Annotated in this window: 26 protein-coding genes; 8 read left to right on the top strand and 18 right to left on the bottom strand. The window is 71.6% G+C overall.

Annotation, left to right across the window (positions count from 1 at the left end; all coding sequences use genetic code 11):
• From AC27IY_RS18100 to AC27IY_RS18060, 9 genes are all read right to left on the bottom strand, one after another.
• Nucleotides 1-915 carry an SDR family oxidoreductase gene (locus AC27IY_RS18100; protein WP_487178629.1) on the bottom strand — a complete coding sequence of 305 codons (915 nt, stop codon included), beginning with the start codon at nucleotides 913-915 and terminating at the stop codon, nucleotides 1-3.
• Between the two features lie 65 nt (nucleotides 916-980).
• Complete coding sequence (locus AC27IY_RS18095) at nucleotides 981-2,228, bottom strand: 2-hydroxyacyl-CoA dehydratase (protein WP_487178628.1); 1,248 nt, start codon at nucleotides 2,226-2,228, stop codon at nucleotides 981-983.
• Nucleotides 2,216-3,313 (bottom strand): 2-hydroxyacyl-CoA dehydratase, encoded by a 1,098-nt coding sequence (locus tag AC27IY_RS18090; RefSeq protein ID WP_487178627.1) that lies wholly within the window; start codon nucleotides 3,311-3,313, stop codon nucleotides 2,216-2,218. Before AC27IY_RS18090 ends, AC27IY_RS18095 begins: the two co-directional genes overlap by 13 nt.
• Nucleotide 3,314: 1 nt before the next feature.
• Nucleotides 3,315-4,553 (bottom strand): CaiB/BaiF CoA transferase family protein, encoded by a 1,239-nt coding sequence (locus AC27IY_RS18085; RefSeq protein ID WP_487178626.1) that lies wholly within the window; start codon nucleotides 4,551-4,553, stop codon nucleotides 3,315-3,317.
• Nucleotides 4,546-5,667 (bottom strand): CapA family protein, encoded by a 1,122-nt coding sequence (locus tag AC27IY_RS18080; protein ID WP_487178625.1) that lies wholly within the window; start codon nucleotides 5,665-5,667, stop codon nucleotides 4,546-4,548. The genes AC27IY_RS18085 and AC27IY_RS18080 overlap by 8 nt, the downstream gene beginning before the upstream one ends.
• Nucleotides 5,664-6,485, bottom strand: a complete 822-nt coding sequence (locus AC27IY_RS18075) for an amino acid ABC transporter ATP-binding protein (RefSeq protein ID WP_423451995.1) — start codon at nucleotides 6,483-6,485, stop codon at nucleotides 5,664-5,666. The genes AC27IY_RS18080 and AC27IY_RS18075 overlap by 4 nt, the downstream gene beginning before the upstream one ends.
• On the bottom strand, nucleotides 6,482-7,327 hold the full coding sequence (locus tag AC27IY_RS18070) for an amino acid ABC transporter permease (RefSeq protein ID WP_423477474.1): 846 nt from the start codon (nucleotides 7,325-7,327) through the stop codon (nucleotides 6,482-6,484). Before AC27IY_RS18070 ends, AC27IY_RS18075 begins: the two co-directional genes overlap by 4 nt.
• The gene (locus AC27IY_RS18065; RefSeq protein WP_487178624.1) at nucleotides 7,324-8,217 is read right to left on the bottom strand and encodes a transporter substrate-binding domain-containing protein; all 894 of its coding nucleotides are present in this window, start codon (nucleotides 8,215-8,217) and stop codon (nucleotides 7,324-7,326) included. The genes AC27IY_RS18070 and AC27IY_RS18065 overlap by 4 nt, the downstream gene beginning before the upstream one ends.
• Before the next feature lie 152 nt (nucleotides 8,218-8,369).
• The gene (locus tag AC27IY_RS18060; RefSeq protein ID WP_344213717.1) at nucleotides 8,370-9,293 is read right to left on the bottom strand and encodes a PaaX family transcriptional regulator; all 924 of its coding nucleotides are present in this window, start codon (nucleotides 9,291-9,293) and stop codon (nucleotides 8,370-8,372) included.
• 359 nt (nucleotides 9,294-9,652) lie between these two features.
• Here AC27IY_RS18060 and AC27IY_RS18055 point away from each other — a divergent pair, with 359 nt between their 5' ends.
• The 3 genes from AC27IY_RS18055 (at nucleotide 9,653) to AC27IY_RS18045 (ending at nucleotide 13,003) form a co-directional block, all read left to right on the top strand.
• Nucleotides 9,653-10,552, top strand: coding sequence for an alpha/beta hydrolase family protein (locus AC27IY_RS18055; protein WP_487178623.1), 900 nt, complete (start codon nucleotides 9,653-9,655; stop codon nucleotides 10,550-10,552).
• Nucleotides 10,549-11,940, top strand: a complete 1,392-nt coding sequence (locus tag AC27IY_RS18050) for an alpha/beta hydrolase family protein (protein WP_487178622.1) — start codon at nucleotides 10,549-10,551, stop codon at nucleotides 11,938-11,940. The genes AC27IY_RS18055 and AC27IY_RS18050 overlap by 4 nt, the downstream gene beginning before the upstream one ends.
• 109 nt (nucleotides 11,941-12,049) lie before the next feature.
• Nucleotides 12,050-13,003 (top strand): alpha/beta hydrolase, encoded by a 954-nt coding sequence (locus AC27IY_RS18045; protein WP_449949434.1) that lies wholly within the window; start codon nucleotides 12,050-12,052, stop codon nucleotides 13,001-13,003.
• Here AC27IY_RS18045 and AC27IY_RS18040 read toward each other — a convergent pair.
• A complete protein-coding gene (locus AC27IY_RS18040) occupies nucleotides 12,977-13,471 on the bottom strand; it encodes a MarR family winged helix-turn-helix transcriptional regulator (protein WP_344213725.1) in 495 nt (164 codons plus the stop codon). The genes AC27IY_RS18045 and AC27IY_RS18040 overlap by 27 nt on opposite strands.
• Nucleotides 13,472-13,690: 219 nt before the next feature.
• On the opposite strand from AC27IY_RS18040, the gene AC27IY_RS18035 reads away from it, so the two are divergent.
• The 5 genes from AC27IY_RS18035 to hypF all read left to right on the top strand — a co-directional run bounded on the left by AC27IY_RS18035 (nucleotide 13,691) and on the right by hypF (nucleotide 19,494).
• The gene (locus AC27IY_RS18035) at nucleotides 13,691-15,250 is read left to right on the top strand and encodes an extracellular catalytic domain type 1 short-chain-length polyhydroxyalkanoate depolymerase (protein ID WP_487178621.1); all 1,560 of its coding nucleotides are present in this window, start codon (nucleotides 13,691-13,693) and stop codon (nucleotides 15,248-15,250) included.
• Between the two features lie 141 nt (nucleotides 15,251-15,391).
• A complete protein-coding gene (locus tag AC27IY_RS18030) occupies nucleotides 15,392-15,796 on the top strand; it encodes a PadR family transcriptional regulator (RefSeq protein WP_487178620.1) in 405 nt (134 codons plus the stop codon).
• Nucleotides 15,781-16,359 carry a D-sedoheptulose-7-phosphate isomerase gene (locus tag AC27IY_RS18025; RefSeq protein ID WP_487178619.1) on the top strand — a complete coding sequence of 193 codons (579 nt, stop codon included), beginning with the start codon at nucleotides 15,781-15,783 and terminating at the stop codon, nucleotides 16,357-16,359. Before AC27IY_RS18030 ends, AC27IY_RS18025 begins: the two co-directional genes overlap by 16 nt.
• On the top strand, nucleotides 16,356-17,216 hold the full coding sequence (locus AC27IY_RS18020; protein ID WP_487178618.1) for an SIS domain-containing protein: 861 nt from the start codon (nucleotides 16,356-16,358) through the stop codon (nucleotides 17,214-17,216). Before AC27IY_RS18025 ends, AC27IY_RS18020 begins: the two co-directional genes overlap by 4 nt.
• A 1-nt stretch (nucleotide 17,217) precedes the next feature.
• Entirely contained in the window at nucleotides 17,218-19,494 is a 2,277-nt protein-coding gene (hypF, locus tag AC27IY_RS18015; protein WP_487178617.1) for a carbamoyltransferase HypF, read from the top strand.
• Between the two features lie 9 nt (nucleotides 19,495-19,503).
• On the opposite strand, the gene hypE is transcribed toward hypF, so the two are convergent.
• Genes hypE through AC27IY_RS17975 form a run of 8 tightly spaced genes read right to left on the bottom strand, consistent with a single transcriptional unit; the run spans nucleotide 19,504 to nucleotide 25,098 of the window.
• On the bottom strand, nucleotides 19,504-20,580 hold the full coding sequence (gene hypE / locus AC27IY_RS18010) for a hydrogenase expression/formation protein HypE (protein WP_487178616.1): 1,077 nt from the start codon (nucleotides 20,578-20,580) through the stop codon (nucleotides 19,504-19,506).
• Nucleotides 20,577-21,716, bottom strand: coding sequence for a hydrogenase formation protein HypD (gene hypD, locus AC27IY_RS18005; RefSeq protein WP_487178615.1), 1,140 nt, complete (start codon nucleotides 21,714-21,716; stop codon nucleotides 20,577-20,579). The genes hypE and hypD overlap by 4 nt, the downstream gene beginning before the upstream one ends.
• Nucleotides 21,717-21,727: 11 nt before the next feature.
• Nucleotides 21,728-22,000 (bottom strand): HypC/HybG/HupF family hydrogenase formation chaperone, encoded by a 273-nt coding sequence (locus AC27IY_RS18000; protein ID WP_344213741.1) that lies wholly within the window; start codon nucleotides 21,998-22,000, stop codon nucleotides 21,728-21,730.
• A gap of 17 nt (nucleotides 22,001-22,017) precedes the next feature.
• Nucleotides 22,018-22,140: a hypothetical protein gene (locus AC27IY_RS17995; protein ID WP_423452010.1), complete on the bottom strand. Its 123-nt coding sequence runs from the start codon at nucleotides 22,138-22,140 to the stop codon at nucleotides 22,018-22,020.
• 11 nt (nucleotides 22,141-22,151) lie between these two features.
• A complete protein-coding gene (locus AC27IY_RS17990) occupies nucleotides 22,152-22,361 on the bottom strand; it encodes a hypothetical protein (RefSeq protein ID WP_423452012.1) in 210 nt (69 codons plus the stop codon).
• Nucleotides 22,362-22,374: 13 nt separating this feature from the next.
• Nucleotides 22,375-22,959 (bottom strand): DUF5947 family protein, encoded by a 585-nt coding sequence (locus tag AC27IY_RS17985; protein ID WP_423452013.1) that lies wholly within the window; start codon nucleotides 22,957-22,959, stop codon nucleotides 22,375-22,377.
• On the bottom strand, nucleotides 22,956-23,312 hold the full coding sequence (locus AC27IY_RS17980) for a hypothetical protein (protein WP_487178614.1): 357 nt from the start codon (nucleotides 23,310-23,312) through the stop codon (nucleotides 22,956-22,958). Before AC27IY_RS17980 ends, AC27IY_RS17985 begins: the two co-directional genes overlap by 4 nt.
• Complete coding sequence (locus tag AC27IY_RS17975) at nucleotides 23,305-25,098, bottom strand: nickel-dependent hydrogenase large subunit (protein ID WP_423452015.1); 1,794 nt, start codon at nucleotides 25,096-25,098, stop codon at nucleotides 23,305-23,307. Before AC27IY_RS17975 ends, AC27IY_RS17980 begins: the two co-directional genes overlap by 8 nt.
• Nucleotides 25,099-25,134 lie beyond the last annotated feature (36 nt).

Genomic DNA, 25,134 nt, shown 5'->3' with positions numbered 1-25,134 from the left:
TCAGGCTCCCTCGGGCGCCTTCGGCGCGGGAATGCCGTACGTCTCGGGCTCGGCGCCGACACCCGCCTCCCATGAGGCGGCGATGGCCTCGGCCGTCCAGCCGCCGTCGGCGAACGCGACGGCCTTCTCCTTCGGATGCGCCCACAGTGCCAGGCGGTCCCCGCCGATGCCGATCGCCTGGCCGGTCACGCCTGCGGAGGCGTCGGAGGCGAGGAAGACGACGAGCCCCGCCACGTCCTCGACCGTGCCCAGTCCCTCGTCCTTGCGCAGCCAGTCCGGGAACGGCTTCCCGGTGCGCTCGGCGTCCTCGATGACCGGCGCGAACGCGGGAATGGTCTTGGTCATCTCGGTCGCGGCCACCGGGACGACCGCGTTCACCGTGACGTTCGCCCTGGCCAGCTCCATCGCCCAGGTGCGGGCCATCGCCACGATGCCGGCCTTGGCCGCCGCGTAGTTCGTCTGGCCGAAGTTCCCGCGCTGCCCGGCCGGCGAGGAGATCAGGATCAACCGGCCGCCCGTCCCCTGCTCGCGCATCCGCACCGCGGCCGCCCGCGCGCAGGTGAACGTGCCGCGCAGATGAACGTCGATGACGGCGTCGAAGTCCTCGTCCGACATCTTCCACAGCACCCGGTCGCGCAGAACGCCCGCGTTGGTGACCATCACGTCCAGCCGGCCGAACTCCTTGACCGCGGTGGCGACCAGTCGTTCGGCCGCCTCCGCGGAGCCGACCGGGGCGACGACGTCCACGGCCTTGCCTCCGTCACCGGTGATGGCCTCGACCACCTGCGCGGCCGCTCCGGCGTCCACGTCGTTGACGACCACCGCCGCCCCGGCCGCGGCCAGCGCCTCGGCGTACGCGCGGCCGAGCCCGCGGCCCGCACCTGTGACGACGGCGACCTTGCCGGAAAGATCCATGGGATTCCCCCTCATTGGAATGTGTGACGATATTAAGACGATCGTCAAATATTTGCCTAATGTCTTCAGGTGAGGACGACGTTCTCCAGCCACTGACCGACCCGCTTGACCACCTCGTCACCGAAGGTGCGGGCGTCGACGTTGTCGGCGTGAATCTCGATCACCGGGAACCCGGCCGCCTCCAGTGCCCTGGCCGTGAAGTAGCTGCCGCGGGGATCGTCGGAGACCAGGTGGACCACGCCGTCGATGCCGTGCAGGCGGGCCTCCTTCACGTACCATTCGCTCGACCACGGCGGGGTGTAGAGCTGGTCGCCGAAGGCGGCGAAGCGCGCCGCCAGCGCTCTCATCGGGTCGTCGCCGTAGCGGATGTACCCGTCGGCGGCGATCGCCAGGTACATCGACCAGACGAACACCGCGCCGTACTCGTCCTGGAAGCGCTGGTAGAAGCCCATGTCGTACCAGAGGCCGCGGCCGATCCACATCAACCGGGCCCGCTCGTCCGGGCACGCGGCCTGACCCGTCTCGACCCGGTCGCGCACCTCCTCGTAGAAACGCTTGGCGATGTCCCTGGCCCACTCGGTGCCACGGTGCCATTGCGGGAGCATGACGCTGGGGATGCTGTCGACGACGCCGAGCGGGGCGGGCCGGGTGCGGGCGATGAGGTCGCGGGTCTTCCTGTTCCACTCCTCCTGCTCGTCGACCAGGGCCATCACCTCGCGGAAACGCGACTCGCTGAACCGCCTGCCGGTGGTGGTCTCCAGGAACCTCACGAGGTTCTCCAGTTCCGCGGTGAGCAGGTCCAGCCTGGCCGGGCCGATGGCCTGCTCCCAGCGGTGCGGCATGAGCTCCCACCAGTTGACGGGGACCTCGTTCTCGGCGGCGCTTTCCAGCGGGTAGAAGGTCACCCCTGGCTCGTGTCCCCAGATGTCGAAGATCTTGCGGGTGATGTCGCCCGTGACGTCTCCGACGACGATGTCTGGTTTGGGCAGACCGCCCCACGGACCGGCCTCCGGTTCCGGATCGAAGGCGGAGCCGAGGGTGACCGAGTTGTACTGCTCCGAGTAGTCGGGGTACCCGCGCTGCCGCACCAGCTCCAGGTAGTGCTGCGAACGCTGCTTGGCGGCCACCAGGGACGCCCACCATTGGCTGACCGCGTACGGGATGTCCATCGTGCGGAAGATCTCGTGCGGGACGTCCGCGTTCAGCAGGGCGAACGGCTCGCCGTCGGCGACCCGCCTGCGCAGGTCGGCGAACCATTCGCGCTGGTGTCTGCCCGCCTCGGCCGCCGTGGCGAGGGATTTCACACTGCGCATGGATGTTCCTTCCGCAGGGCGCTCAGGTCGGCACGCCCGTATTCCTGGCGCTCCAGCAGCACGGCGGGGATGTCGAGAGCCGCCCGCTGGGCGGGGAAGTCCCAGGCCGGAGCCTCGTCGCCGACCCTGGAATAGGCGACGAAGAGCTCGGCACGGCAGTGCCGTACGGCTCTCGCCGCGTGGGCGGCGCGCTCGCTCACGGTGGCCCGGTGGGCGGTCGGACCGCTGTAGTGGTAGTGCTCGGCCAGCGCGTCCAGGCCGCCCGAGCTGCTGGGCCCCTCCGGGGACGGGCCGCCGAAGGAGTGGTCCTCGCCGACGATCACGTAGCCCTCGGACTCGACGGCCTCGTACACGTGTGGCGTGTCGTGGTCGCTGCCGCTCAGGAAGACGCGCCGCCCGGCGTGCTCCTCGAGCTGTCCCGCCTCGGCCAGCAGCCGTTCCAGCAGCGCAATGTGCTCGTCCACGGGCAGGACCGCGTTGGCCACCGCGAGGAACTGCCGCCCTGTCAGGCGGGCGGGCACCGCCCTGCGCAGCTCGGCGGCGGCGGCCAGCAGGCGGCGCCGCTCGTTGTGCGCCGCCACCGCCCCGGCGAGGTCGAGAGTACGGCCGGTCCACGCCTCCAGCCTGGCCGCGAACTCACCGATCCTGCGACGGTTGTACCGGGCGGTCGTGCGGTGCGGCAGGTGCAGGATGTCCACGAGGTACACCTCGGGCAGTCCCGTGCCCGGCTCCACGCGGCGCAGCTCGCGCAGCGCGTAGAACAGCCGCAGGGATGCCTCGCAGTCATGCGAGATCACGAGGTGATCCAGGTCGCCGAAGGACCCGGCGAGCAGCCGCGTGAGCACCGAGCGGGCCATCGGGTCCACCCCTAGGCCCAGGTACCGGTCTCCGAGCGCGGAGCCGGACTCCGGGTCGCCCGTGAGGCGGAGCGCGCGGAGACCCGCGGCGGTCAGCAGTTCGACCGGCACGTCCGCCCCGACGTAGCCGGCGATCGGCGTCCGGTCGCCGGCCGGGAGTTTCGAGGCGGCCGAAGGTGCGCCGCGCCGGGCGTACGCCTCCTCCAGCAGGGCGAGCGCCATCGGCATGTCAGATCACCCCCTCCTCGGCCAGGGCCTTGAGTTCGTCGTCGGAGTGGCCGAGCAGGCCGCCGTAGATCTCGGCGTTGTGCTCGCCGAGGGCGGGCGCCGACCGGTCGAGCCCCGTCTCCGAGTCGGAGAAGCGGATCGGCACGCCGGTCCCGTACAGGTCCGCGGCACGACCGTGGCGCGGATGCTCCAGCGGCACGACCTCCTCTCGTTCCAGCACGAGCGGGTCGCGTACGGCGTCGCCGGGCTCACGCACCTCGGCGGCGGGGACGCCGTGCCGGGTGAGCGCGTCGAGGATCTCGGCGAGCGGGCGGTCCGCCGCCCACGAGGCCACCAGACTGTGCAGCTCGCCGGCGTTGGCCACGCGCGCGTCCCGTGAGGCGTACCGAGGGTCCGCGGCCAGATCGTCGCGGCCCATCGCCGCGAACAGGCCGCGGGCGAAGGCGTCGGTGGGGCCGCACAGCGCGAACCAGCCGTCCGCGGCGGGGAACGTCCCGAACGGCGCCAGCCTGGGCACGGTCGTGCCCGTGCGCATGGGCAGGCCCAGCTTCTCGTAGGCGTCGAACGGCTCGCACGCGACCAGCGAGGTCAGCGCCCCCAGCATGGACACGTCCACGTGCTGGCCCTGGCCGGTCGCGTCGGCCCGCAGGACCGCGGCGAGCGTGCCGATCACCGCGTACAGCGGCGCGACGAGGTCGCCCACCGGCAGCCCGAAGCGGACGGGTGGCTCGCCGGGCGCGCCCGCGGTCATCATCACGCCGCTGAGCGCCTGGATGATGGTGTCCATCGCCTTGCCCGAGCCGGGGCCGCCCTGCGCGCCGAAGCCGCTGATCGACGTGCACACGATGCGCGGGTTGATCGCGCTCGCCCAGTCGTGGCCGATGCCGAGCCGCGCCATGACGCCGGCGCTGTAGTTGTCGATCATGATGTCCGACACCCTGACCAGACCGGCCAGGAGGTCCCGGGCCTTGGGGTGCTTGAGATTGAGCGTGACGCTCTCCTTGTTGCGGCCCCGGAGAAGCATCGACACGGACATGTCGTCGTCCCCGTGGCGGCCCAGCGTCAGCCCGTCCGCACCGAGATAGGGGGCGTTGTTGCGCGAGGTGTCGCCGCCGGTCAGCGGATTCTCCACCTTGATCACGCGGGCGCCGAGCCCGGCCAGCAACAGGGTCGCGTACGGTCCGGACAGTGCGGTGGTCAGATCGATCACCGTGCGGCCGGCGAGCGGGCGGTCAGCCACGCAGCACCACCTCGTCTCCCTCCCACTGGAACTCCGTCTTCAGACCCGCCTGTCGTGTGATGTGCTCGATGTACGACACGACCCGCCGTCCCTCCTCGTCGTCGCCGAGCGGCACCGGACGGCCCGCGTCGTCGATCCAGCAGGGCACGATGCGGGCCGAGACCAGGCCGTTCCGATCGAACCGGCACACCGCGATCGCCGTGTTCCTGCTCTCCGGATGAAAGGGGTAGTACGGCATGTCCGGGTCGGGCGCGAAGCCGTACAGCTCGACTCTGCGGCGCGCCCACGCGGCCCGTTCGCCTGCGTCGCCCGTGGTGGGCGTCAACGCGCGGGTGACGGTCACGAAGTTGCCGAGCCCGTGGTAGATCGGCCGGCCGCGGTACATCTCGACGCCTCGCATGATGTGGGCGTGGTGGGCGAACACGGCGTGCGCGCCGGCGTCGATGGCGGCGTGCGCCACGGGCCGCTCGTACATCGCGAGGACGGCGGGCGTGTGCCCGACGCCTTTGTGCAGCGACACCAGCACGACGTCGGCCTCGGCGGCCAGGGCCGCCACGTCCTCGGCCATCCGCTCCAGAGAGGCGGGGTCGGCGAAGGTGTAGACGGCGGGCGGCCCGCCGGGGCTGGCGTGGTCGAGCTCGTAGTGGGTCAGCACCTTGATGTACGCGCAGCCGGGCTTGCGGCTGGTCGCCCAGGATTCGCGGGGGCCGACGCAGTTGTAGCTGAGCACGCCGATCCGCGCCCCGTCGCGCTCCACGACGGCGGGGCGGCGCGCCTGGTCGAGGGTCAGGCCGGCACCCGTGGTGGTCAATCCGGCCTCGGTGGCGTACTTGATCGTGTCGGCCACCCCCTGGTCGCCGACGTCGTAGATGTGGTTGCCCGCGAGCGTCACCACGTGGAAGCCGGCGTCGGCGACCGCGGAGAGCGCGGCGGGATCGGCGGGCGGGGCGGGGACGTCGGTGCTGACCTGAGCGGTGGACGTGCTGTGGGGCACCTCGATGTGACCGATCACCACATCGCCCCGGCCCAGCGTCTCCCGGGCCGGGGCGAAGAAGGACGCGGGGTCGGGCTCGTCGACGATGAGGTCGCCGACGGCCATTACCGTGAAACTCAAGAGGTGGTCTCCTCCTCCAGCAGGCGTTCTTCCGGGGTTCGGGCCGCGCGCCCGGAGAAGCGCGACAGGAAGGCCCGGAGGCGGGGCGAGGCGGGGTTGTCGAAGATCTCCTCCGGCGTGCCGGTCTCGATCACCCGGCCGTTCTCCATGAAGACGCACCGGTCCGCCACCTCGCGGGCGAAGCTCATCTCGTGCGTCACGATGATCATGGTCATGCCGCCGCGGGCCAGGCCGAGCACGACGCTCAGCACCTCGTCCACCAACTCGGGGTCCAGCGCGCTGGTGGGCTCGTCGAACAGCATGATCCGTGGGTTGGTGGCCAGCGCCCGGGCGATGGCGACGCGCTGCTGCTGTCCGCCGGAGAGCTGCCGGGGATGGGCGTCCGCCTTGTCGGCGAGACCCACACGCTCCAGCAGCCGCAGCGCCTCCTCACGTGCCTGCTCCGGCTTCCGTCCGTGGACCAGCACCTGCGCCTCGACGACGTTGCGTAGCACGTTCCAGTGCGGGAACAGGTTGAACTGCTGGAAGACCATGCCCATGCGACTGCGCTGGGCGGCCACGCGCCGGTCGGGCAGGGGGCGCAGGTGGCCCCGGTGGAACTCGTAGCCGAGCAGCTCCCCGTCGAGGTACATGGCCCCGCCGTCGATGCTCTCCAACTGGTGGACGCAGCGGGCCAGGGTGGACTTGCCCGACCCGGACGGGCCGATCACGGTGACGACCTCGCCCTCGTGCACGTCCAGGCTCACTCCGTCGAGCGCCACATGGTCGCCGAACTGCTTGCGTACGTCGCGGATGCGCAGGACCGGTGTGCCGCTCACCGCTGCCCCTTTCCGAAGTGCCGCTCCAGGCGCCGCTGGCCGAGCGACAAGGCGGTGACCACCACCAGGTACCAGGCGCAGGCGACGATCAGCAGCGGCACGATCTCGTAGGTCCTGTTGTAGATCACCTGCACCGAGTACAGCAGGTCGGCCATCGCGATCACGCTGACCAGGGAGGTGCCCTTGAGCAGGCTGATGAACTCGCTGCCGGCGGGCGGGACGATCACCCGCATCGCCTGCGGGAGCACGATCTTGACGAAGCTCTGCCTGGGCGTGAACCCCATGGCGCGGGCGGCGTCACGCTGGCCGCCGTCCACGGCCAGGATGCCGGCCCTGACGATTTCGGCCATGTACGCGGCCTCGTGCAGGGTGAGCCCGATGACGGCCGCGGTCAGCGAGCTGATCACCGAGTTGGTCGGCCACGAGACGAAGGTCGGGCCGAACGGCACGCCCAGCGGGATCCGCGGCAGCAGGTAACCGAGGTTGAACCAGAAGATCAGCTGGAGCAGGGGCGGGATGCTGCGGAAGATCGTGACGTAGCCGCCGCAGGCCCAGGCCACCGGCCGGAAGCCGCTCAGCCTGCCCGCCGCGAGAAGCACCCCGAGCACACTGCCCAGCAGCATCACGATGACGGTCAGCAGCAGCGACATTCCCAGGCCACGCAGGACGTTCGGGTCGAACAGATACTTGCCGACCACCGGCCACTCGAACCGCGGGTTGGTGACGAGGAACCAGGCGAACTGCGCGACGAGCACGAGCAGCACGACTCCGGCCACCCAGCGCAGGGGGCGGATCCGCGGACGGGCGGCGGCGACGTCCACGGCCTGTGGTGCCACGCTCATTGCGCCGCCGCGGTGTTCATCTTGGGCTCCTGGACCGCCACGTTCTGGAGCCCGTACTTGTCCATGATCTTCTTGTACTCGCCGTTCTTGAAGATCTCCTTGAACGCTTCGAGCATGACGGGGCCGAGACCGCTGGACTTGGGCACGAGCATCGCCAGCTGGTCGACGCCGGCGCCCTGCTCCTCGGTCTGCGTGACGTACGTGAAGGCGTCCTTCTCCTTGGCGAGCACGTCGAGCGCGGCGCTCTCGGTCATGCCGGCCGCGTCGGCCCTGCCGGACTTGGCGGCGAGGATGGTGCCGTTGGTGTCGGCGAAGCCGATGAAGTCGAGCCCCGGCTGACCCTGCTTGGCGCACCATTCGGTCAGGCGCTTGGCCTGGTCCTCCACGATGCTGCCCGCGGTGCCGGCGACGCGCTTGCCGCACAGGTCGTTCGAGCTCTTGATGGCCGAGGATCCGGCCTTGGGGATCAGGTAGGAGGTCCGGGTGACCATCCACACGAGCGCGTCGAACTGCTTCTCCCGCTCGGCGCTGTCCTTGACCGGACCGTTGAAGGCGTCGTACCTGGAGGCGAGCATGCCGGACAGCGCCGCGGGCAGGCCGCTGACGATCGAGATCTCGGTGCGGACCCCCAGCACCTTGCCGAGGGCGTCCTGCAACTCCTTGTCGATGCCCGTGACGGTCTTGCCGTCGTTGGCGACGATCCGATAGGGCGGGTGGGAATCCCCGGCGAATCGGATGACGCCCGCTTCCTTGATGCCCTCAGGCAGGGCGTCGTACAGAGCTGTCGCACCGGCCGGCCGCTGCGTCTCGCCGTCGCCTCCGCCGCAGGCTGCGACGCCGGCGAGCGCCAGAGCCGCCGTACCCGCGAGGATGGTCCTGGGGATTCTCATGGTGATCCTTCCGCGACCAACTAATGCTGCAGTTATTTCTGCGGTCGTGGGGATAAGTGTCACATCTAGAGATGCACACCTGTCAAGAGGCGGCTGTGCGGAGGCGATGACGAGCGGGGCGGGCCGAAGCACCGCCCCACCGCCGGGAGCGATCAGGTGAGCGCGAGGATGGAGCTGGTCCGATGGTGGGCGACCAGCTCGGCCAGCTCGGGCTGGAACTCCGCGACGATCTGCTTGACGCGGAACTCGGCGAGCGGCCCCAGGGTGTCGTAGATCTCCACGAAAAGGTCTCGTGCCGCGGCGCGCGGCCAGTCGGCCGGCAACAGCTCCGTCGGCAGGTCGGGGTCGTGGTTGGGGAACGTCCGCCAGGTGTCCATGATCCCCGTGCGTGCGACCAGCGCCTCGGACGCGCCGACCGCGCCCCTGCGGACGCGTTCCAGAAGAGGCGCGTACTGGGCCACGAAGCCCTCGTAGGTGCGCCGAAGCTGATCGAAGTCCCACGCCTCCTGCGGGGCGCGCATGCCCGGGAGGTCGAGGGCCTCGGCGCGGAAGATCGTCGCCATGGGGATCTCCAGCTCGGTCAGCACGGCCGCCGCGCTGTCGGCGTTCGCGGTCGGCGAGACCCACAGCCCGTCGTAGAGCGGGGCGAAGCCGAGCCAGCGCAGCCTGGCGCGCAGCGCGTGGCGCAGGTCGCGCTGCTCCTCGGAGATGGAGAAGGCCGCCATCACCCATCGTCCGTCCCACGCGCCCTGTTCCAGGCCGAAGGACATGATCCGCTGCCGCCCTTCCAGCAGCACCGCCGCGGCCCGGTCCGTCAGGCGGTAGTAGGTGCGCCGGCCGATCTTGGAAGACTCCAGCAGATCCCGCCTGGTCAGGCGGCTGAGCGCGGCCCGGGCCGCCACGGCGGAGACACCGAACTCCTCGGTGAGCCGCACCAGCGCCGCGGACGGCAGCTGCTCGGGCCGGCCGATCCAGTAGTCCCCGAGCAGCGTCGTGATCAGGTGCTGCGGGGGTGCGCCCACCTGGAAGCGCGGAAAATCGACGCCCTCCGCCTCAGAGCTCTCTCGATCATTCACGTCATGAGTATATTGACAACGCCTGATCGCGCGCTCGTTATCCAAATGTCACGCTTTGATCCGCTGCCAGGCTCACCAGATCGCCGCAGGTCATGAGGTCCAGACGGTCGCGGCCGGTCGCCGATCACGCGACTGCCGACAACTGCGGGCGGTCACTCCGCCCCGTCGTCCAGGCGGCAAACAGGGGATTGACATCGATGACAGAAGGCTGAACGATCGTCTGCGTTGACGGCGGACATCCGCCTCACAGCGGCTGCCAGGCGCCCCGCCGGCCATTCGCGGACCTCTTCGGGCCCCGAGCCAACACCCCCTGCCCGTCCATCCACCGTGGAGGCAACGCAACCATGTTTGCCCGCTCCATGACCGCCCGGATCCTGCTGGCGGCGACCGCGGGGGCAGTCGTCCTCGCCGGCTCCGGCACCGCGGCGTCGTCCGCCCCGAATCCGCCGCCGAAGACCCCCTCGGCCGGCGCCTCGACGCGGGCCGTGCTGCCCACGGTGCGTGAGGCCGCCGAGGGCTTGCCGGGGCACACCGTCTATCGGCCGGCCGATCTCAAGGCACTGCCCAAGGACAGCCTGCCCGTGATCGTCTACGGCAACGGCGCCTGCGCGACGAGCAACCTCGAAGGGATCACCTTCCTCACCGGCCTGGCCTCCCAGGGATACATCGTCGTGGCCAACGGCGGGGTGGACGAGTTCGCCGTCCCCAACACCCCCGAGAACACGATCGCGCACCCCGAGGCCCTCCTCGCGGCCGCCCACTGGGCCACCGGGTCGAAGCAGTCCCGCAAGCAGTTCGGCGGGCGGGTGGACACGACGCGGGTCGGAGTGCTCGGCCACAGTTGCGGCGGCGTCGAAGCCCTCGCCGCCGGGACCGACCCCCTGATCGACGCGGTCGCCGGATTCAACACCGGATACCTCGCGGAGCCGGCCTTCGGCGGCTACGGGCGCGACCGTCTCGCCGATCTGCACACTCCGACGCTGCTGGTGAACGGCGGTCCGGACGATGTCGCCCACCAGAACAGCATCGACAACTACGCCCTGCTCGACGTCCCGGCCGCCCTGGTCAGCGACAGCGCGGCCGGCCACACCGGCTTGATCGCCGGTCTCGAGGCCACCAAGGGCTGGCAGGTGGCCGCGGACTGGTTCGACTACGTCCTGCGCGGGGACCGGGCCGCCGGGGCGCGCTTCGTCGGCCCCGACTGCGGACTGTGCACCGAGGACGGGTGGAAGGTCGAGTCGAAGGGGCTGTCGCTGTGATCCGCCGTAAGACGATCGCCTGCCTGGCCTTCGCGTTGGCGGCCGTCGCCGGAAGCGGGACCGCCACCGCCGCCTCCGCCGCCACGCCCCCCGGCGGCACGCCGTGCCTGCCGGACTCCCCCGCCCGCCCCACCTGCATCAGCGGCACCCTCGACGACGGCACGCCCTACGAGTTCGTCGTCCCGGCCCGCTGGAACGGCGCCGTGGTGGTCGCCCTCGACTTCGCCGGCTCGGGCCGGAACGAGCCCCTGACCGCGCGGTTGCTGGCCGACGGCGTGGCCCGCGGCGGGACGAGCCGAGCGATCACCGGCTGGGACATCCGGTCCGCCATCGACAACCAGGCCGAGGCGCTGGCCCGCTTCGAGGACGCCTACGGCCCGGCACGGTACGCGATCGACTCCGGGACCTCGATGGGCGGTTTCGTCGCCGCCGGCGTCGCCCAGGTCCACCCCGGCACCTTCGACGCCGCTGTCCCGATGTGCGGCGGCCTCGGCGGATCCGTCGGCCAGTGGAATCAGAAGCTCGACACGGTCTTCGTGCTCGAGCGCCTGGTCGCGCCGGGGCTGCCGGTCGTCGACATCCCGAAGGACGTCGACTCGGCCCGGAAGGCATGGATCGACGCCCTGGCCGCGGCTCAGCAGACCCCCGAGGGGCGGGCCCGGATCGCGCTGGCCGCCGCTGTCGGCCAGTTGCCGGCCTGGGGGCGGAACCCCGACGGGTCCACGCCGCCGCCTCCGGGCAGAGGGGACGCCGACGCGTTGCAGCAGGGCGCCTACCTGGCGCTCGCCGGCGGGCCCCTGCCCTACGTGGGGCAGGCCATGAGCAGCCGACGCCAGATCATGGACGTGGTCGGCGGGAACCCGTCCTGGAACACCGGTGTGGACTACGAGAAGCAACTGAGCCTCGCCGATCCCGCCCTCCGGCGTGCCGTCCGCGACCTGTACAAGACGGCAGGTCTGAACCTTGCGGCCGACTTGAGCAACCTGGCCGCGGCGCCCCGCATCGCGGCGGACCCGGACGCCGTCGAGCGCTTCTCGCGCGGCATCGTCCTGACCGGTGACCTGCGCATCCCTGTGCTGACCGTGTCCGGCATCGGTGACCAGATCTCCACCGTCGCCCAGCAGCAGTCGTACGAGGAGAAGGTGCGCCGGGCAGGAGCGGGCTCCCTGCTACGCCAGACGTACACCGAGACCGTCGGCCACTGCGACTTCTCGCCGGCGGAACAGGAGGCGGCGCTGCTGACCATGCTCGACCGGCTGCGGAGCGGTCACTGGCCCGCGACGTCCGCCCCGGCGATGAATGCCCGTGCGGCGGCCCTGGCGGCCGACCCCGCCCCCCGCTATGTCCCGTTCACCCCGCCCCGGTTCAACCGCCCCTATCCCGGCTGAGCCGTACGCGGGCGGTGGGCCGGGGCAGCCACCGCCCGCGATGTCGTTGCCTGATGAGGGGGATGTAGGGGGTTGGCCAGGTCTTCTGGACGCGGTTGACTCACGCGACATGAGCCGTGCTTACGATCCGGACCTGCTCCCGTACGTCGAGACCATCCCCAGCGTGGAGCTGAGCGAGTTCATCAAGCGGGACAAGCCGCCCTTCGACCCCGCCACCATGGATCCGGCCGTCATCGAGAAGATGACGAAGCTCCTGCCGCAGTACACGCCGGAGCGGCCGGTGGCGGTCGAGGACAGGGTGATCCCCGGTGACGTGCGGGTCCGGCTCTACAGGCCCGAGAGCGAGGCTCCCCTCCCTGCGCTGATCTATCTGCACGGCGGTGGGTTCGTCTCGGGCGAGCTGGACTTCTTCCAGGTCAGGAACCTGCGCTTCGCGGACCGGATCCCGGCGCTGGTGATCGCCGTCGACTACCGGCTCGCCCCCGAGCACCCCTTCCCCGCGGCGCTGGAGGACTGCATGGCCACGCTGGAGTGGGTGCACGCGTCGGCGGGCGAGCTGGGCGTCGATCCGGGCAGGATCGCCGCGGGCGGCGACAGCGCCGGCGGCAACCTCTCGACCGCGCTGGCGATGCTCACCCGGGACAGGGGCGGGCCGCCGCTGTGCTTCCAGCTGCTCGACGTGCCCGTCACCGACGACCGGCTGGAGACGCCGTCCATGCGGGACTTCGTCGACACGCCCATGTGGAACAGGGGCGACGCGATCTTGAGCTGGCGGTATTACCTGCCCGACGAGGACGGGCCGGTCTCGCCGTACGCGGCGCCCGCCCGCGCGGAGGACCTGTCCGGCCTGCCTCCCGCGTACGTGTCGGTCTGCGAGTTCGATCCCCTTCGCGACGAGGGCATCGCCTACGCGCAGCGCCTGGTGCAGGCGGGGATCCACACCGAGTTGCACCTGTATCCGGGCGCCTTCCACGGCGCCGCCGTGATCGCGGACACGGCGCTCACCAGGCGGATGAACGAGGACATGATCGAGGCGTTACGGCGGGCCTTGCATTCCCTGTGAGCCGCGCGCGTCCGGGTGGAGGGCTCGGGCGCACAGCGTGAGCGCTTCCGCGAGCGTCGTGCGGTCCGGGTCGTCGATCTCGGCGAGCATGACGGCTTCGATGCCGTCGAGTGAACGGTCGCATCGCCGGAGCGTGCTCAGACCTTTCGGGGTGAGGCGGGTGCGCAGGGCGCGGCCACCACCAGGGTGCGGGTCGCGGCGGATCAGGCCGCGTTGTTCGAGATCGCGGATGACCAGGTTCATCGCCTGCGGAGTGACGAAGGCGATGCGGGCCAGGTCGGCCGAGGACGGGGCGTCGCGCAGGCGCAGCTCGCTGAGCGCCATGTACGCGGTGGTCGTCAGGCCGTGCCGGGCGAGCGCTTCGTCGAGGCAGGCGCGGATGCGGCGTTCCAGCCGGAACACCAGGTAGCTGACACGGGGCGGCGGCGCGTCCGGCGCGGCGGCCGCGGGGGCACCCGGATCGATCACCAGGAGACGATATCGCGCTCCCTCGGAACGGGCTCCGATGTAAGTTTCGCGCCCCCTTATCAAGGAGCTTGATAGCAAGTTACTTGATAACCAGGGGAAATGGCTCTGTGCCAGGTCAACCGGCCGGCATGCGCACCGAGCGGGCGTTGACGGTGGATCGTCGTCCTTTTACTTTCCAGTCCGCGGCGCGTGCCGCGGAGGTGGAGAGGAGAAGCGCGCATGAGACGTTTGACCACGGTGCTGGCCGGTGCCTGCGCCGCGGCGCTCTTTGCCGTCATGACCGTGGCACTCGGATCGCCGGCCGTCGCCGCCGCCCTGGTGGAGGTGACCGGCTTCGGCGACAACCCGGGCAACATGCGGATGCACGTCTACGTGCCGGACTCGCGCCCGGCCTCGCCGGCGATCGTGGTGGCGATGCACGGCTGCGGCGGCTCCGGCCCCGGCTTCCACCAGAGCAGCGAGTTCGCCTCGCTGGCGGATCGGTACGGCTTCATCGTCATCTACCCGACCGCCACCCAGTCGGCGGGGTTCGGCAACTGCTTCGACACCTGGTCGGACGCGGCCAAGCAGCGCGGCGGCGGCAGCGATCCCGTCTCGCTCGTCTCGATGATCAATTATGTCGAGCGGACCTATCGGGGAGACCCGAACCGGGTGTACGCCACGGGTAGCTCGTCCGGCGGCATGATGACCCAGCACATGCTCGCCGTCTACCCGGACCTGTTCAAGGCAGGGGCCTCCTTCATGGGCGTGCCCTTCAACTGCTTCGCCGGCGCCTCCGACTACCCGCCGGGAAGCAGCAGGTGCACCGGCGGGAGCATGGACCGGACACCCCAGCAGTGGGGCGACGCGGTCCGCCAGGCGTACCCGGGATATTCCGGGCCCCGCCCGCGCATCCAGCTGTGGCACGGCACCAGCGACACCCTCGTGCCCTACTCGCTGCTGCGGGAGTCGATCGAGCAGTGGACCAACGTGTTCGGGCTGAGCCAGACCCCGACCGGCACCGACACCCCGCAGGCGGGCTGGAGCCGCAGCCGGTACGCCGATCCGTCCGGCACCGTGCAGGTGGAGGCGTACAGCATCCAGGGCGCCGGGCACACTCTTCCGCAGAGCGGCATGGCCCGCTACGCCGTCGAGTTCTTCGGCCTGACGACCAGTCAGACCGACACCACGCCGCCGACCACGCCGGGCACGCCGGTCGCGTCCGGCGTGACCGCCACCGGCGCCACGCTGACCTGGACCGCGTCCACCGACCAGGGCGGCTCCGGCGTGGCCGGCTACGAGATCCTGCGCGCCCCCGGCGCGACGGGCGGCACGTTCGCCCAGGTCGGCACCTCGGCCACGACCTCGTTCACCGACACGGGCCTGTCCGCGAGCACCGTCTACCGCTACCAGGTCCGGGCGCGCGACGCCGCCGGCAACGTCTCAGCGGTCTCCGGCACCGTCCAGATCACCACCCAGGGAGGTACGACCGGCGCCTGCCGTGCCACCCCGACCGTGCAGTCCCAGTGGGGGAACGGATACGTGATCCAGCCGCTGACCATCACCAACACCGGCACCTCGACGATCACCGGCTGGACCGTCACCTTCACCCTGCCGGCCGGGCACACCCTGACCGGCTCGTGGAACGCCACCGTCACCACCAGCGGCCAGACTGTCACGGTCAGAAGCGTCGGCCACAACGGCACGCTCGCGCCGGGAGCCGCCACCACCAGCTTCGGCTTCCAGGCGAGCAGGCCCAACGGCGACACCGCCCTGCCGTCCGGCTACGCCTGCGCCTGACCGGCTGAGGACCGTCCGGGAGATTCTTGGCGTGGCTACGGCGAAGAGTCGTGCAAATGCCGGACGCGCCGCCCGCCCCCGTGGCGGGCGGCGGCCTACTGTCCTCACGACCGGCCATGACCGCACCGGAGGAGGGGACCCATGTCGAGCAGTGACGTGCGCGGCCTGCTCCCTCCCTTCCTGCTGCTGCTCATCTGCGAGCGGCCCGGTCACGGGTACGACCTGATCGAGCGGCTGGCGCGGCTGGGGGCGTCCGACGCGGAGCCCGGCCAGGTCTACCGGGCCCTGCGTTCGCTCGAACGCGCGGGCCATCTGGCCTCCTCCTGGGTCGCCTCCGAGGCGGGGCCGGCGCGCAGGCGCTACGAGCTGACCACCGGCGGCATGGCCGAGTTGCAGGCGTGGATGCGCCGGTTGATCGAGGTCCGGCAACTGCTGGAGACCTGCCTGGTCAGATGGGCGCGGGTCAGCCAGGAGGCGGGCGGTCACGGGCTCCCGGACGTACGGGAGGAGACCGGGTGGGAGGAGGCGTCATGGGCGAGGCGATGAGCGCCGTGTCCGCCGCGTTCGAGCGACGGGTGGGGCCGGCGACCGCCCTCGGGGAGGACGCCGAGCGGATCGTGCGCGCCTGCCAGGAGATGGCGGAGCGGTTCCGCGGGGGCGGCAAGCTGCTGGTGTTCGGCACCGGAGGGTCGGTGGCCGACGCGCAGCACGTCGCCGTCGAGTTCGCGCATCCGGTCATCATGGGCAAGCCGGCGCTTCCGGCCATCTCGCTGGCCACGGACATGGCCGTGGCCACGGGGATCGCCCGCATCCAGGGCCTGGACGGGATCTTCGCCGCCCAGCTGCGGCTGCTGGCCGCGCCGGGCGACATCGCGCTCGGGGTGTCGGCCGACGGCGACTGCGCCGGCGTGCGCAACGGGCTCGCGGCGGCGCGCGCGATGGGGCTGCTCACGGTCGCGCTCACCGGAGGGCGGGGGGCGCCCGAGGCGGACCACGTGCTGGCCGTCCGCTCCGCCGACCCGCTGGTCGTCAAGGAGGTGCACATGACGATCTACCACGTGTTGTGGGAGCTCGTGCACGTCTTCCACGAGCTGGAGGCGGTCCGATGACGGAGCCGTGCCACGACGAGGTCTGCGTCACGTGCTCCGACGCGGCCGTGCCGATGCGCGTCCTGCGGCTGCTGGAGGACGGGCTGGCCCTGGTGGAGACGGAGTCGGGGCCGGAGGAGGTCAGCGTGGCCCTGGTGGACGTACGGCCGGGCGACGTCGTCCTGGTGCACGCCAAGGAGGCCATCGCGATCGGCCCGCGCGGAGAGGAGAGCGGCATCGAGGCCCTCTACCCGTTCCTCGCGCCGGCGCCGGCCGATCGGGAAGCCGTGGTCGCCGACCTGTGCGCGTCCACCCGGAGGAAGGCCGAGGAGATCGTCGCGCTGCGCCGGTCGCTGGTCGGCCTGCACGCCGAGCGTCTGGTGGCGTGCGCGCGGGCGATGGCGGCGGCGTTCGACGCGGGGGGCCGGCTGTTCGCCTTCGGCAACGGGGGGAGCAGCACGGACGCCCAGGCCGTCGCGCAGGTGTTCGCGGCCCCGCCGGAGCCGGCGCGCGCGGTCGCGGCGGTGCCGCTCGCCCAGGACGTCGCGCTGCTCACGGCGCTGTCGAACGACGTCGGGTACGAGCTGGTGTTCGCCAGGCAGCTGGCCGCGCTCGGCCGCCCCGGCGACGTGGCCATGGGGCTGTCCACCAGCGGGGGCTCGGCCAACGTGCTCAACGCCATGGCGGAGGCGTCCAGGCGCGGCATGCTCACCGTCGGGCTGGTCGGCTACGACGGCGGGCCGATGGCGCAGGAGGATCGGGTGGCGCACCTGTTCGTGGTGCCGTCGGCGTCCGTGCACCGCATCCAGGAGGCGCAGATCACCCTCTGCCACGTGCTGTGGGAGCTGACCCAGCGGGTGCTGACCGGCGAGACGTGACGTGTCCGGTACGGGGGCGCGCCGGATCCGGGTGCGGGTCGAAGGGCTGGTGCAGGGGGTGGGGTTCCGGCCGTTCGTGTGCGGGCTGGCCGGGGCGTACGGGGTGTCGGGGTTCGTCGGCAACGACCCCGGCGGGGTGTTCATCGAGGCGGAGGGCGAGCCGTCCACGCTGGACGCGTTCACGGCCGGCCTGACCGGGCAGGCGCCGCCGCTCGCCCTGGTCGAGCGCGTGTCGGTGGAGCCGGCGGAGCCCGTGGGCGGGTCCGGGTTCCGCATCGTGGCCAGCCGGCGCGGCGAGCAGCCGGACGGCGCGCTGGTGTCGCCGGACGCCGGGACGTGTGCCGCCTGTCTGCGCGAGCTGCGCGACCCGGGCGACCGCCGGCACCGTTACCCGTTCGCCAACTGCACCGACTGCGGGCCGCGGTTCACCATCGTCACCGGCGTGCCGTACGACCGGTGCGCCACGACGATGGCTGACTTCGAGATGTGCGCCGCCTGCGCCCGGGAGTACGGCGACCCCGGTGACCGGCGCTTTCACGCCCAGCCTGTCTGCTGCCCGGCGTGCGGCCCGTCACTGCGCGCCCTCGGCGCGGACGGTCTGCCGGCGGCCGGGGACCCGGTCGAGGCGGCGGCCGGGTGGCTGGAGGCGGGCCGGGTCGTGGCGATCAAGGGACTGGGCGGCTACCACCTCGCCGTCCTGGCCGCCGACGGAGCCGCGGTGGCCCTGCTCCGGGCCCGCAAGCGGCGCGAGAGCCGGCCGTTCGCCGTGCTGGCGGCGGACGCGGCGGCGGCCGGGACGCTGGTCCACCTGGAACCGGCGGCCGAACGGCTGCTCGCCGGCGCGTCCCGCCCGATCGTGCTGGCCCCGCGCCGCCGTGACGCCCCGGTGGCCGGCGCCGTGGCGCCCGGGGCCCGCGAGCTCGGGGTGATGCTGCCGTACACGCCGCTGCACCACCTGCTCGCCGAGCGGCTGGCCGTGCCGTACGTGCTGACCAGCGGCAACCTCACCGACGAGCCCATCGCCTACCGCGACGAGGAGGCGCTGCGGCGGCTGGCGGGCGTCGCCGACGGGTTCCTCGTGCACGACCGGCGGATCGAGGCGCCGGCCGACGACTCGCTGGTGCGGGTCTTCCGCGGCCGGGAGCTGGTCGTCCGCCGATCGCGAGGGTACGCGCCCGCCCCCGTCGGCGTGCCGTGGCGGTTCCCCCGGCCGGTGCTCGCCTGCGGCGCCCAGCTCAAGAACGCCTTCTGCGTGGCCAGAGGCAACCAGGCGTTCCTGTCGCAGCACATCGGTGACCTGGAGAGCTACGAGACCCTGCGCTCGTTCGCCGAGGGCGTCGAGCACTTCTGCCGGATCTTCGGCGTCCGCCCCGCCGTGGTGGCCCACGACCTGCACCCGGAGTACCTGTCGACCGCGTACGCGCGCGACCGCGAGGACGTAGACCTGATCGCGGTCCAGCACCATCACGCCCACATCGCCTCCTGCCTGGCCGAGCACGGTCACGGCGGGCCCGTCATCGGGGTGGCGTTCGACGGGCTCGGCCTGGGCGCGGACGGCACGCTGTGGGGCGGGGAGCTGCTCGTCGCCGACCTGGTGTCCTTCAGGCGGGCCGGGCACCTGGAGGCGGTGCCGATGCCGGGCGGCGCGGCGGCGGTGCGGCAGCCGTGGCGGATGGCGGCGGCCTGGCTGGACCGGATCCACGGCGACGCGCTGCCCGGCCTCGCGGTGGCCGGGCGGCATCGGGAGCAGTGGCCGGCGGTCGTGCGGATGGCTCGGGCCGGGCTGAACTCGCCGCTCACCTCCAGCGCCGGGCGGCTGTTCGACGCGGTCGCGGCCATCGCGGGTGTGCGCGACGTGATCGGGTACGAGGGGCAGGCGGCGGCCGAGCTGGAGGCGCAGGTGGATCCCGGCGAGCGGGGGGCGTACCCGGCCCGGCTGATCGAGGGCGAGCCCCTGGTCATCGCCGCGGGCGACCTGGTCGGGGCGGCGGCCGAGGACGTCGCGGCCGGGGTGGACGCGGGGCGGATCGCCGCGCGGTTCCACCGTGGGCTGGCCGCGGCGGTGGTCCGCGCGGTCCGGGCGGTGGGAGAAGGGACAGGACTGCGGACGGTGGCGCTGTCCGGCGGCGTGTTCCAGAACACGGTCCTGCTGGAGGCCGTGGTGTCCGGCCTGGAACGGGAGCGGTTCCAGGTGCTGGTCCACTCCCGGGTGCCGCCGGGCGACGGCGGCATCGCGCTCGGGCAGGCGGTCGTCGCCGCGGCGAACGACCGCCGTTGATCATCGCACTCAGCAGATGCGCGGCAGCGGGTCCCCGACCAGCAGGTCCACGATCCTGGTGCCGCCGAAGGCGGTGTTGAGCAGCACCATCCCCGCAGGCCCCGGCTCGATCGAGCCCACCACCGCAGCGCCCTCGCTCACCGGGTACCGGCGCAGCGCCGCCACCGCGGCCTCGGCGTGATCACCGTCGACCACGGCCACGAACCTGCCCTCGCACGCCACGTACAGCGGGTCGAGGCCGAGCAGCTCGCAGGCCCCGGTCACGATCGGACGCACCGGGACCGCGCGCTCGTCCAGCGTCACGGCCACCCCGGCGCCCCGGGCCACCTCGTTCAGCACGGTCGCGACCCCGCCCCTGGTGGCGTCGCGCATCATCCGCACCGGTACGGCGTCGAGCAGCGCGGCGACGGCGTCGTGCAGGGGCGCGGTGTCGGAGGCCAGATCGGCCTCGATGTCCAGGTCGCCCCTGGCGATCATGACGGTGATGCCGTGCTCGCCGATCGGCCCCGACACGATCACCGCGTCCCCGGGCCTGACCTGCGACTCCCCCAGCGTGACCGGTCGTTCCAGCGCCCCGATGCCGGCCGTGGTCACGTAGCAGCCGTCGGCCTTGCCGCGCTGGACCACCTTGGTGTCGCCGGTCACCACCCGCACGCCGGCCCGCTCGGCCGCGGCCGCCATCGAGGCGGCGATCCTGCGCAGGTCGGCGATCGGGAACCCCTCCTCCAGGACGAACGCCGCCGACAGGTGCATCGGCCTGGCCCCGCAGACCGCCAGGTCGTTGACGGTCCCGTTGACCGCGAGGTCGCCGATGTCGCCGCCGGGGAAGAACAGCGGCGAGACCACGTACGCGTCGGTCGTGAAGACCAGCCGGCCGGTGCCGAGGTCGAGCGTGGCGCCGTCGTCGAGCGGCTGGAGCGCCGGGTTGCGGAAGGCGTCGACGAAGACGGCCTCGATCAGCGTGCGCGACGCCTTGCCGCCGGCGCCGTGCGCCAGCGTCACCCGTTCCTCAGTGAGCTTCGGTTTGCGGCTGCGGACGCGTTCGATCCGCTCCAGCACCTGCTCCTCGCGGGATGCCGTGTTCATGGCCGCCGTCCCAGGGCCACCGGAACGGGCTCGCGGCGCCGGGTGAAGCGGCCGAAGTTGTAGTAGGCGGCGCAGGCGCCCTCCGAGGACACCATGCAGGTGCCGATGGGCGTCTCGGGCGTGCAGGCGGTGCCGAAGACCTTGCACTCCCACGGCTTCAGCACGCCTTTCAGCACCTCGCCGCACTGGCACGCCTTCGGGTCGGCCACCCGCACCCCCGGCACGGCGAAGCGCGTCTCGGCGTCGTAGGCCGCGTACGCCTCCCGCATCCGCAGCGCGGAGTGCGCGATGAAGCCCAGCCCGCGCCACTCGAAGTGCGGCCGGAGCTCCATCACCTGCGAGATCGCCGACAGCGCCCGGTGGTTGCCGTCCCACGGCACCACCCGCGTGTACTGGTTCTCCACCTCGGCCCGGCCCTCGGCGAGCTGCCGCAGCAGCATGTAGACCGACTGCAGGACGTCCAGCGGCTCGAACCCCGCGCACACCAGCGGCTTGCCGTAGTCGCGGGCGATGAACGAGTACGGCCGGCAGCCGATGACGGTGGAGACGTGGCCGGGCCCGATGAAGCCGTCCAGCCGCTGGTCGGGCGAGTCCAGGATGGCCTTGATCGCCGGGATGATCGTCACGTGGTTGCAGAAGACGGCGAAGTTCCCGATGCCCTCGGCGGCGGCGCGCAGCACCGTCATCGCCGTGGACGGGGCGGTGGTCTCGAACCCGATGGCCATGAAGACGACCGTGCGGTCCGGGTTCTGCCGGGCGATCTTGAGCGCGTCCAGCGGCGAGTACACCATGCGGATGTCCGCGCCCGCGGCCTTGGCGTCGAAGAACGAGCCCTGCCCGCCCGGGACCCGCATCATGTCGCCGAAGGACGTCATGATCACGCCCGGCTCGCGGGCGATGGCGATGGCGTCGTCCACCCGCCCCATCGGGATGACGCAGACCGGGCAGCCGGGCCCGTGCACCAGCGACACCTGCTCGGGCAGGTGGTCCTCCAGCCCGTGCTTGTAGATGGTGTGCGTGTGGCCGCCGCACACCTCCATGAACGTGTAGCGCCGTCCGGGCTCGCACAGGTCCCGGATCCGCGCCGCCAGCCTCCTGGCCTCGCCCGCGTCGCGGTACTCATCGACGAACCGCACTGTCCCGCCTCTCAGGTGATGTCGGATTCCGCGAGCGCGTCGAGCTCGTCGGTGTACGCCTGTCCGAGACCGCGCAGGAGCTCGAGCGTGGCCGCCGCCTCCCGCTCGTCGATCTTGGACATGGCGAAGCCGACGTGCACGAGCACCCAGTCACCGGTACGGATGCCGTCCTGGTTGACCAGCCCGACGTTGATGGCCCGCCGGACGCCCGCGACCTCGACCTTGGCGAGTTCGGGCTGTCCGGGGATGAGTTCGACGATCTCGCCGGGAATGCCCAGGCACATCGGCCGCCTCGCTCCTCTCACATTCTGCTCATGGTGATGTAGCGCTTCAGCGCGGGCAGTTCCCGCATGATCATCGTCATGACCGCGATCCCTGCGATCAGGGCCAGCACCTTGCCTGGATGCCGCATGTCGATCTCCACCTCCTCTCGGTCTAGCTGGGCGAGAGGTTCGGCATGATCGGCAGGATCGGGTTCTCCTTGCCGGGGCGCACGCCCGTGGAGCGCCGCGCGTCGGCGGTGTCGTCCCCGTGGTGGCCCGCCTGATGGCGGTAGGCGCCCTTCGCGTTGCCCTGCCGCACGCCTTTGACGTGCGAGGGCGTGTCGGGCTTCACGTCGGGCTTGCCTACGCGGATGCCTGCCATGTCGTCCTCCTCCTCATGTGTCGAGTCCGGCGAAGAAGGTCGCGATCTGCTCCCAGAGCCGTGGGCCGCCGGACATGCCCGTCCATTCCTGGCGCACCAGGGCGACGAGCCGGTGACAGTCGTCGATCGGCACGAGCCAGCGCTCGTCCATGCCGCGCACGATCGCGACCAGGAACGCCTCCACCGCCGGCCGCATCGACTCCAGCTCCGCGTACCGGCCGGCGAGCCGTTCCCACGCGGCGGCGTCCACCTCCCACCGGGTGGCGCCGACCGGGCTCGGATAGCAGGCCACGACCGTGCCGTCGGACCTGCGGACGAAGAACACCAGGCCCACCGGCACGCCCAGCTCGGACGGCGACGGCCCGGTGAGGCGGAGCCGCCGGTCGGGCACCAGCCGGAACCGGCCCGGCCCGGCCTCCCCCTGCTCGAACAGCAGCGCGCAGGCGCGGCAGGCGCACAGCACCAGGTCCTTGCGCTCCTCCAGCAGGTGGGCGTGCTCGCCGGGCAGCGGCTCGCCGCACAGCTCGCACGGCTCGGCGGCCCGCCGCCGCCCGGCGACCGGCCGGCCGATCACCCGGCCGAGCGCGCTCGCGGTCATGGGGCCGCCGTGGAGGTGGCGGGCCGCCGGACGAGCGTGTCGAGCGGGATGAACGCCGCTCCCGGCTCACCCGCCGGAGCCCTGCCGACGGACACCCCGTGCAGCACGAACAGGTGCGCCAGCAGGACGTCGTCCGCCAGCGCCGCGGCGAGCTCGGGAGAGGCGGCGGTGACGCGGTCCACGACGCGGGCCAGCGCCTCCCCGTACACCTCGGCGAGCGTGGCGACCGCGTCGAGCGCCCGCTCCGCCGTGGGCCCGGAGGTCGTCTCCAGCCCGCTCAGCAGCTCCTCCAGCAGCTCCAGGTGCCCGGCGACGGTGCGCTCGTCCAGCCGCGGCCTGGGCGGGTCAGTCATGGCCGCCGCCGAACATGGGCGAGTGCAGCTTGCGCACCGTGCGACCCTTGCCGAGGTACATGTGGACGCCGCAGGGCAGGCACGGGTCGAAGCTGCGGACCGCGCGCATGATGTCGACGCCCTTGAAGTTCTCCGGGCCGTTCTCCTCGAAGATCGGCATGTCCTGCACGGCGTCCTCGTACGGCCCCGGCGTGCCGTAGCGGTCGCGCGGGCTGCCGTTCCACGGGGTCGGCGGGTACGGGTGGTAGTTGGCGATCTTGCCCTTCTCGATCACCAGGTGGTGCGACAGCACGCCGCGCACCGCCTCGTGGAAGCCGACGCCGATCGCCTGGTCCGGCACGTCGAAGTCCTGGAAGACCTTGGTGTCGCCGCCGCGTACGCGCTCCAGCGCCCGCTCGACGAAGTACACCGCCATGGCCGCGGCGTAGGCCACGAAGTACACCCGGGCCCGGTTGCGCTCGATGGCGTTGGACCACTGCGGGATCCGCCACTCCAGCGTCATCTCCGGCAGGTCGGGCCCCTTGGGCAGGTTGATCTGCACGCTCGAACCCGTCGACTTCACGTACGGCGTGTCCACGAGGCCGGCCAGCGCGGTCGTGTAGAGGCGGGCGAACGGGCCGCCGCCGGTGTCCAGGGCCAGGTGGTCGCCGGTGCGCGGGTCGAGCCAGCGCGGGCTCATCACCCAGCTGTAGTTGCCGTCGAAGTCGCGCTTCTGCGGGGCGGGCAGCGTGGTCTGGTTCCACGGGTGGCGCATGTCCACCGGGTTGCCGAGCGGGTCCTCGGTGACGAACGGCTTCTCGTTCACCCAGTCCTCGTAGTAGGAGCTGCCCAGCAGGATGCGGATGCCGAGGTTGATGTCGATCAGGTTCGTCGTGATGAGCTCGCCGTCGACGACGATGCCGGGGGTGACGTACATCGCCCTGCCCCACTCGTTCATCGTCTGGTAGCGGTAGTCGACCACCTCGGGGTCCTGGAACGCCCCCCAGCAGCCCAGCAGCACCCGGCGCCGGCCGACCTCCTCGTAGCCGGGCAGGGCCTGGTAGAAGAAGTCGAAGACGTCGTCGTTGAGCGCGACGGCCTTCTTGACGAAGTCGACGATGTTGATCAGCCGCGCCAGGTAGTCGGTGAAGACCGTCGGCGACGGCATCGTGCCGACGCCTCCCGGATAGAGCGTCGACGGGTGCACGTGCCTGCCCTCCATCAGGCAGAACATCTCCCGCGTGACGCGGCTGATGGTCAGCGCCTCCTTGTAGACGTCGCCCTCGAACGGGTTGAACGCCTGCATGATGTCGGCGATCGTGCGCTTGCCGTGGATGGCGGCGTTCGGCGCGTCGGTGGTCGCGGCCCGGCGCAGGACGCTCGGGTTGGTGCCCTTGACCATCGCCTCGCAGAAGTCGACGAAGACCATGTTGTCCTGGAAGAGCGTGTGGTCGAACATGTACTCGGCCGCTTCGCCGAGGTTGATGATCCACTCGGCGAGCTTCGGGGTCTTGATGCCGTACGCCATGTTCTGCGCGTAGATCGAGCACGTCGTGTGGTTGTCTCCGCAGATGCCGCAGATGCGGCTGGTGATGAACCCGGCGTCGCGCGGGTCCTTGCCCTTCATGAACACCGAGTAGCCGCGGAACAGCGAGGACGTGCTGTGGCACTCCGCCACGCGCTGGTTCTCGAAGTCGATCTTGGTGTAGATGCCGAGGTTGCCGATGATCCTGGTGATCGGATCCCAGGACATCTCGACGAGCTGCCCCGGCTTGGGCGTGACTCTCTCCTGCTGTTCGATGGCCATCCGCAGTGCTCTTCTCTCTCGTGCGCGCCGACGGGC

Source organism: Nonomuraea sp. B208 (assembly GCF_057536035.1).
This window is presented reverse-complemented; position numbering and strand designations above follow the sequence as displayed.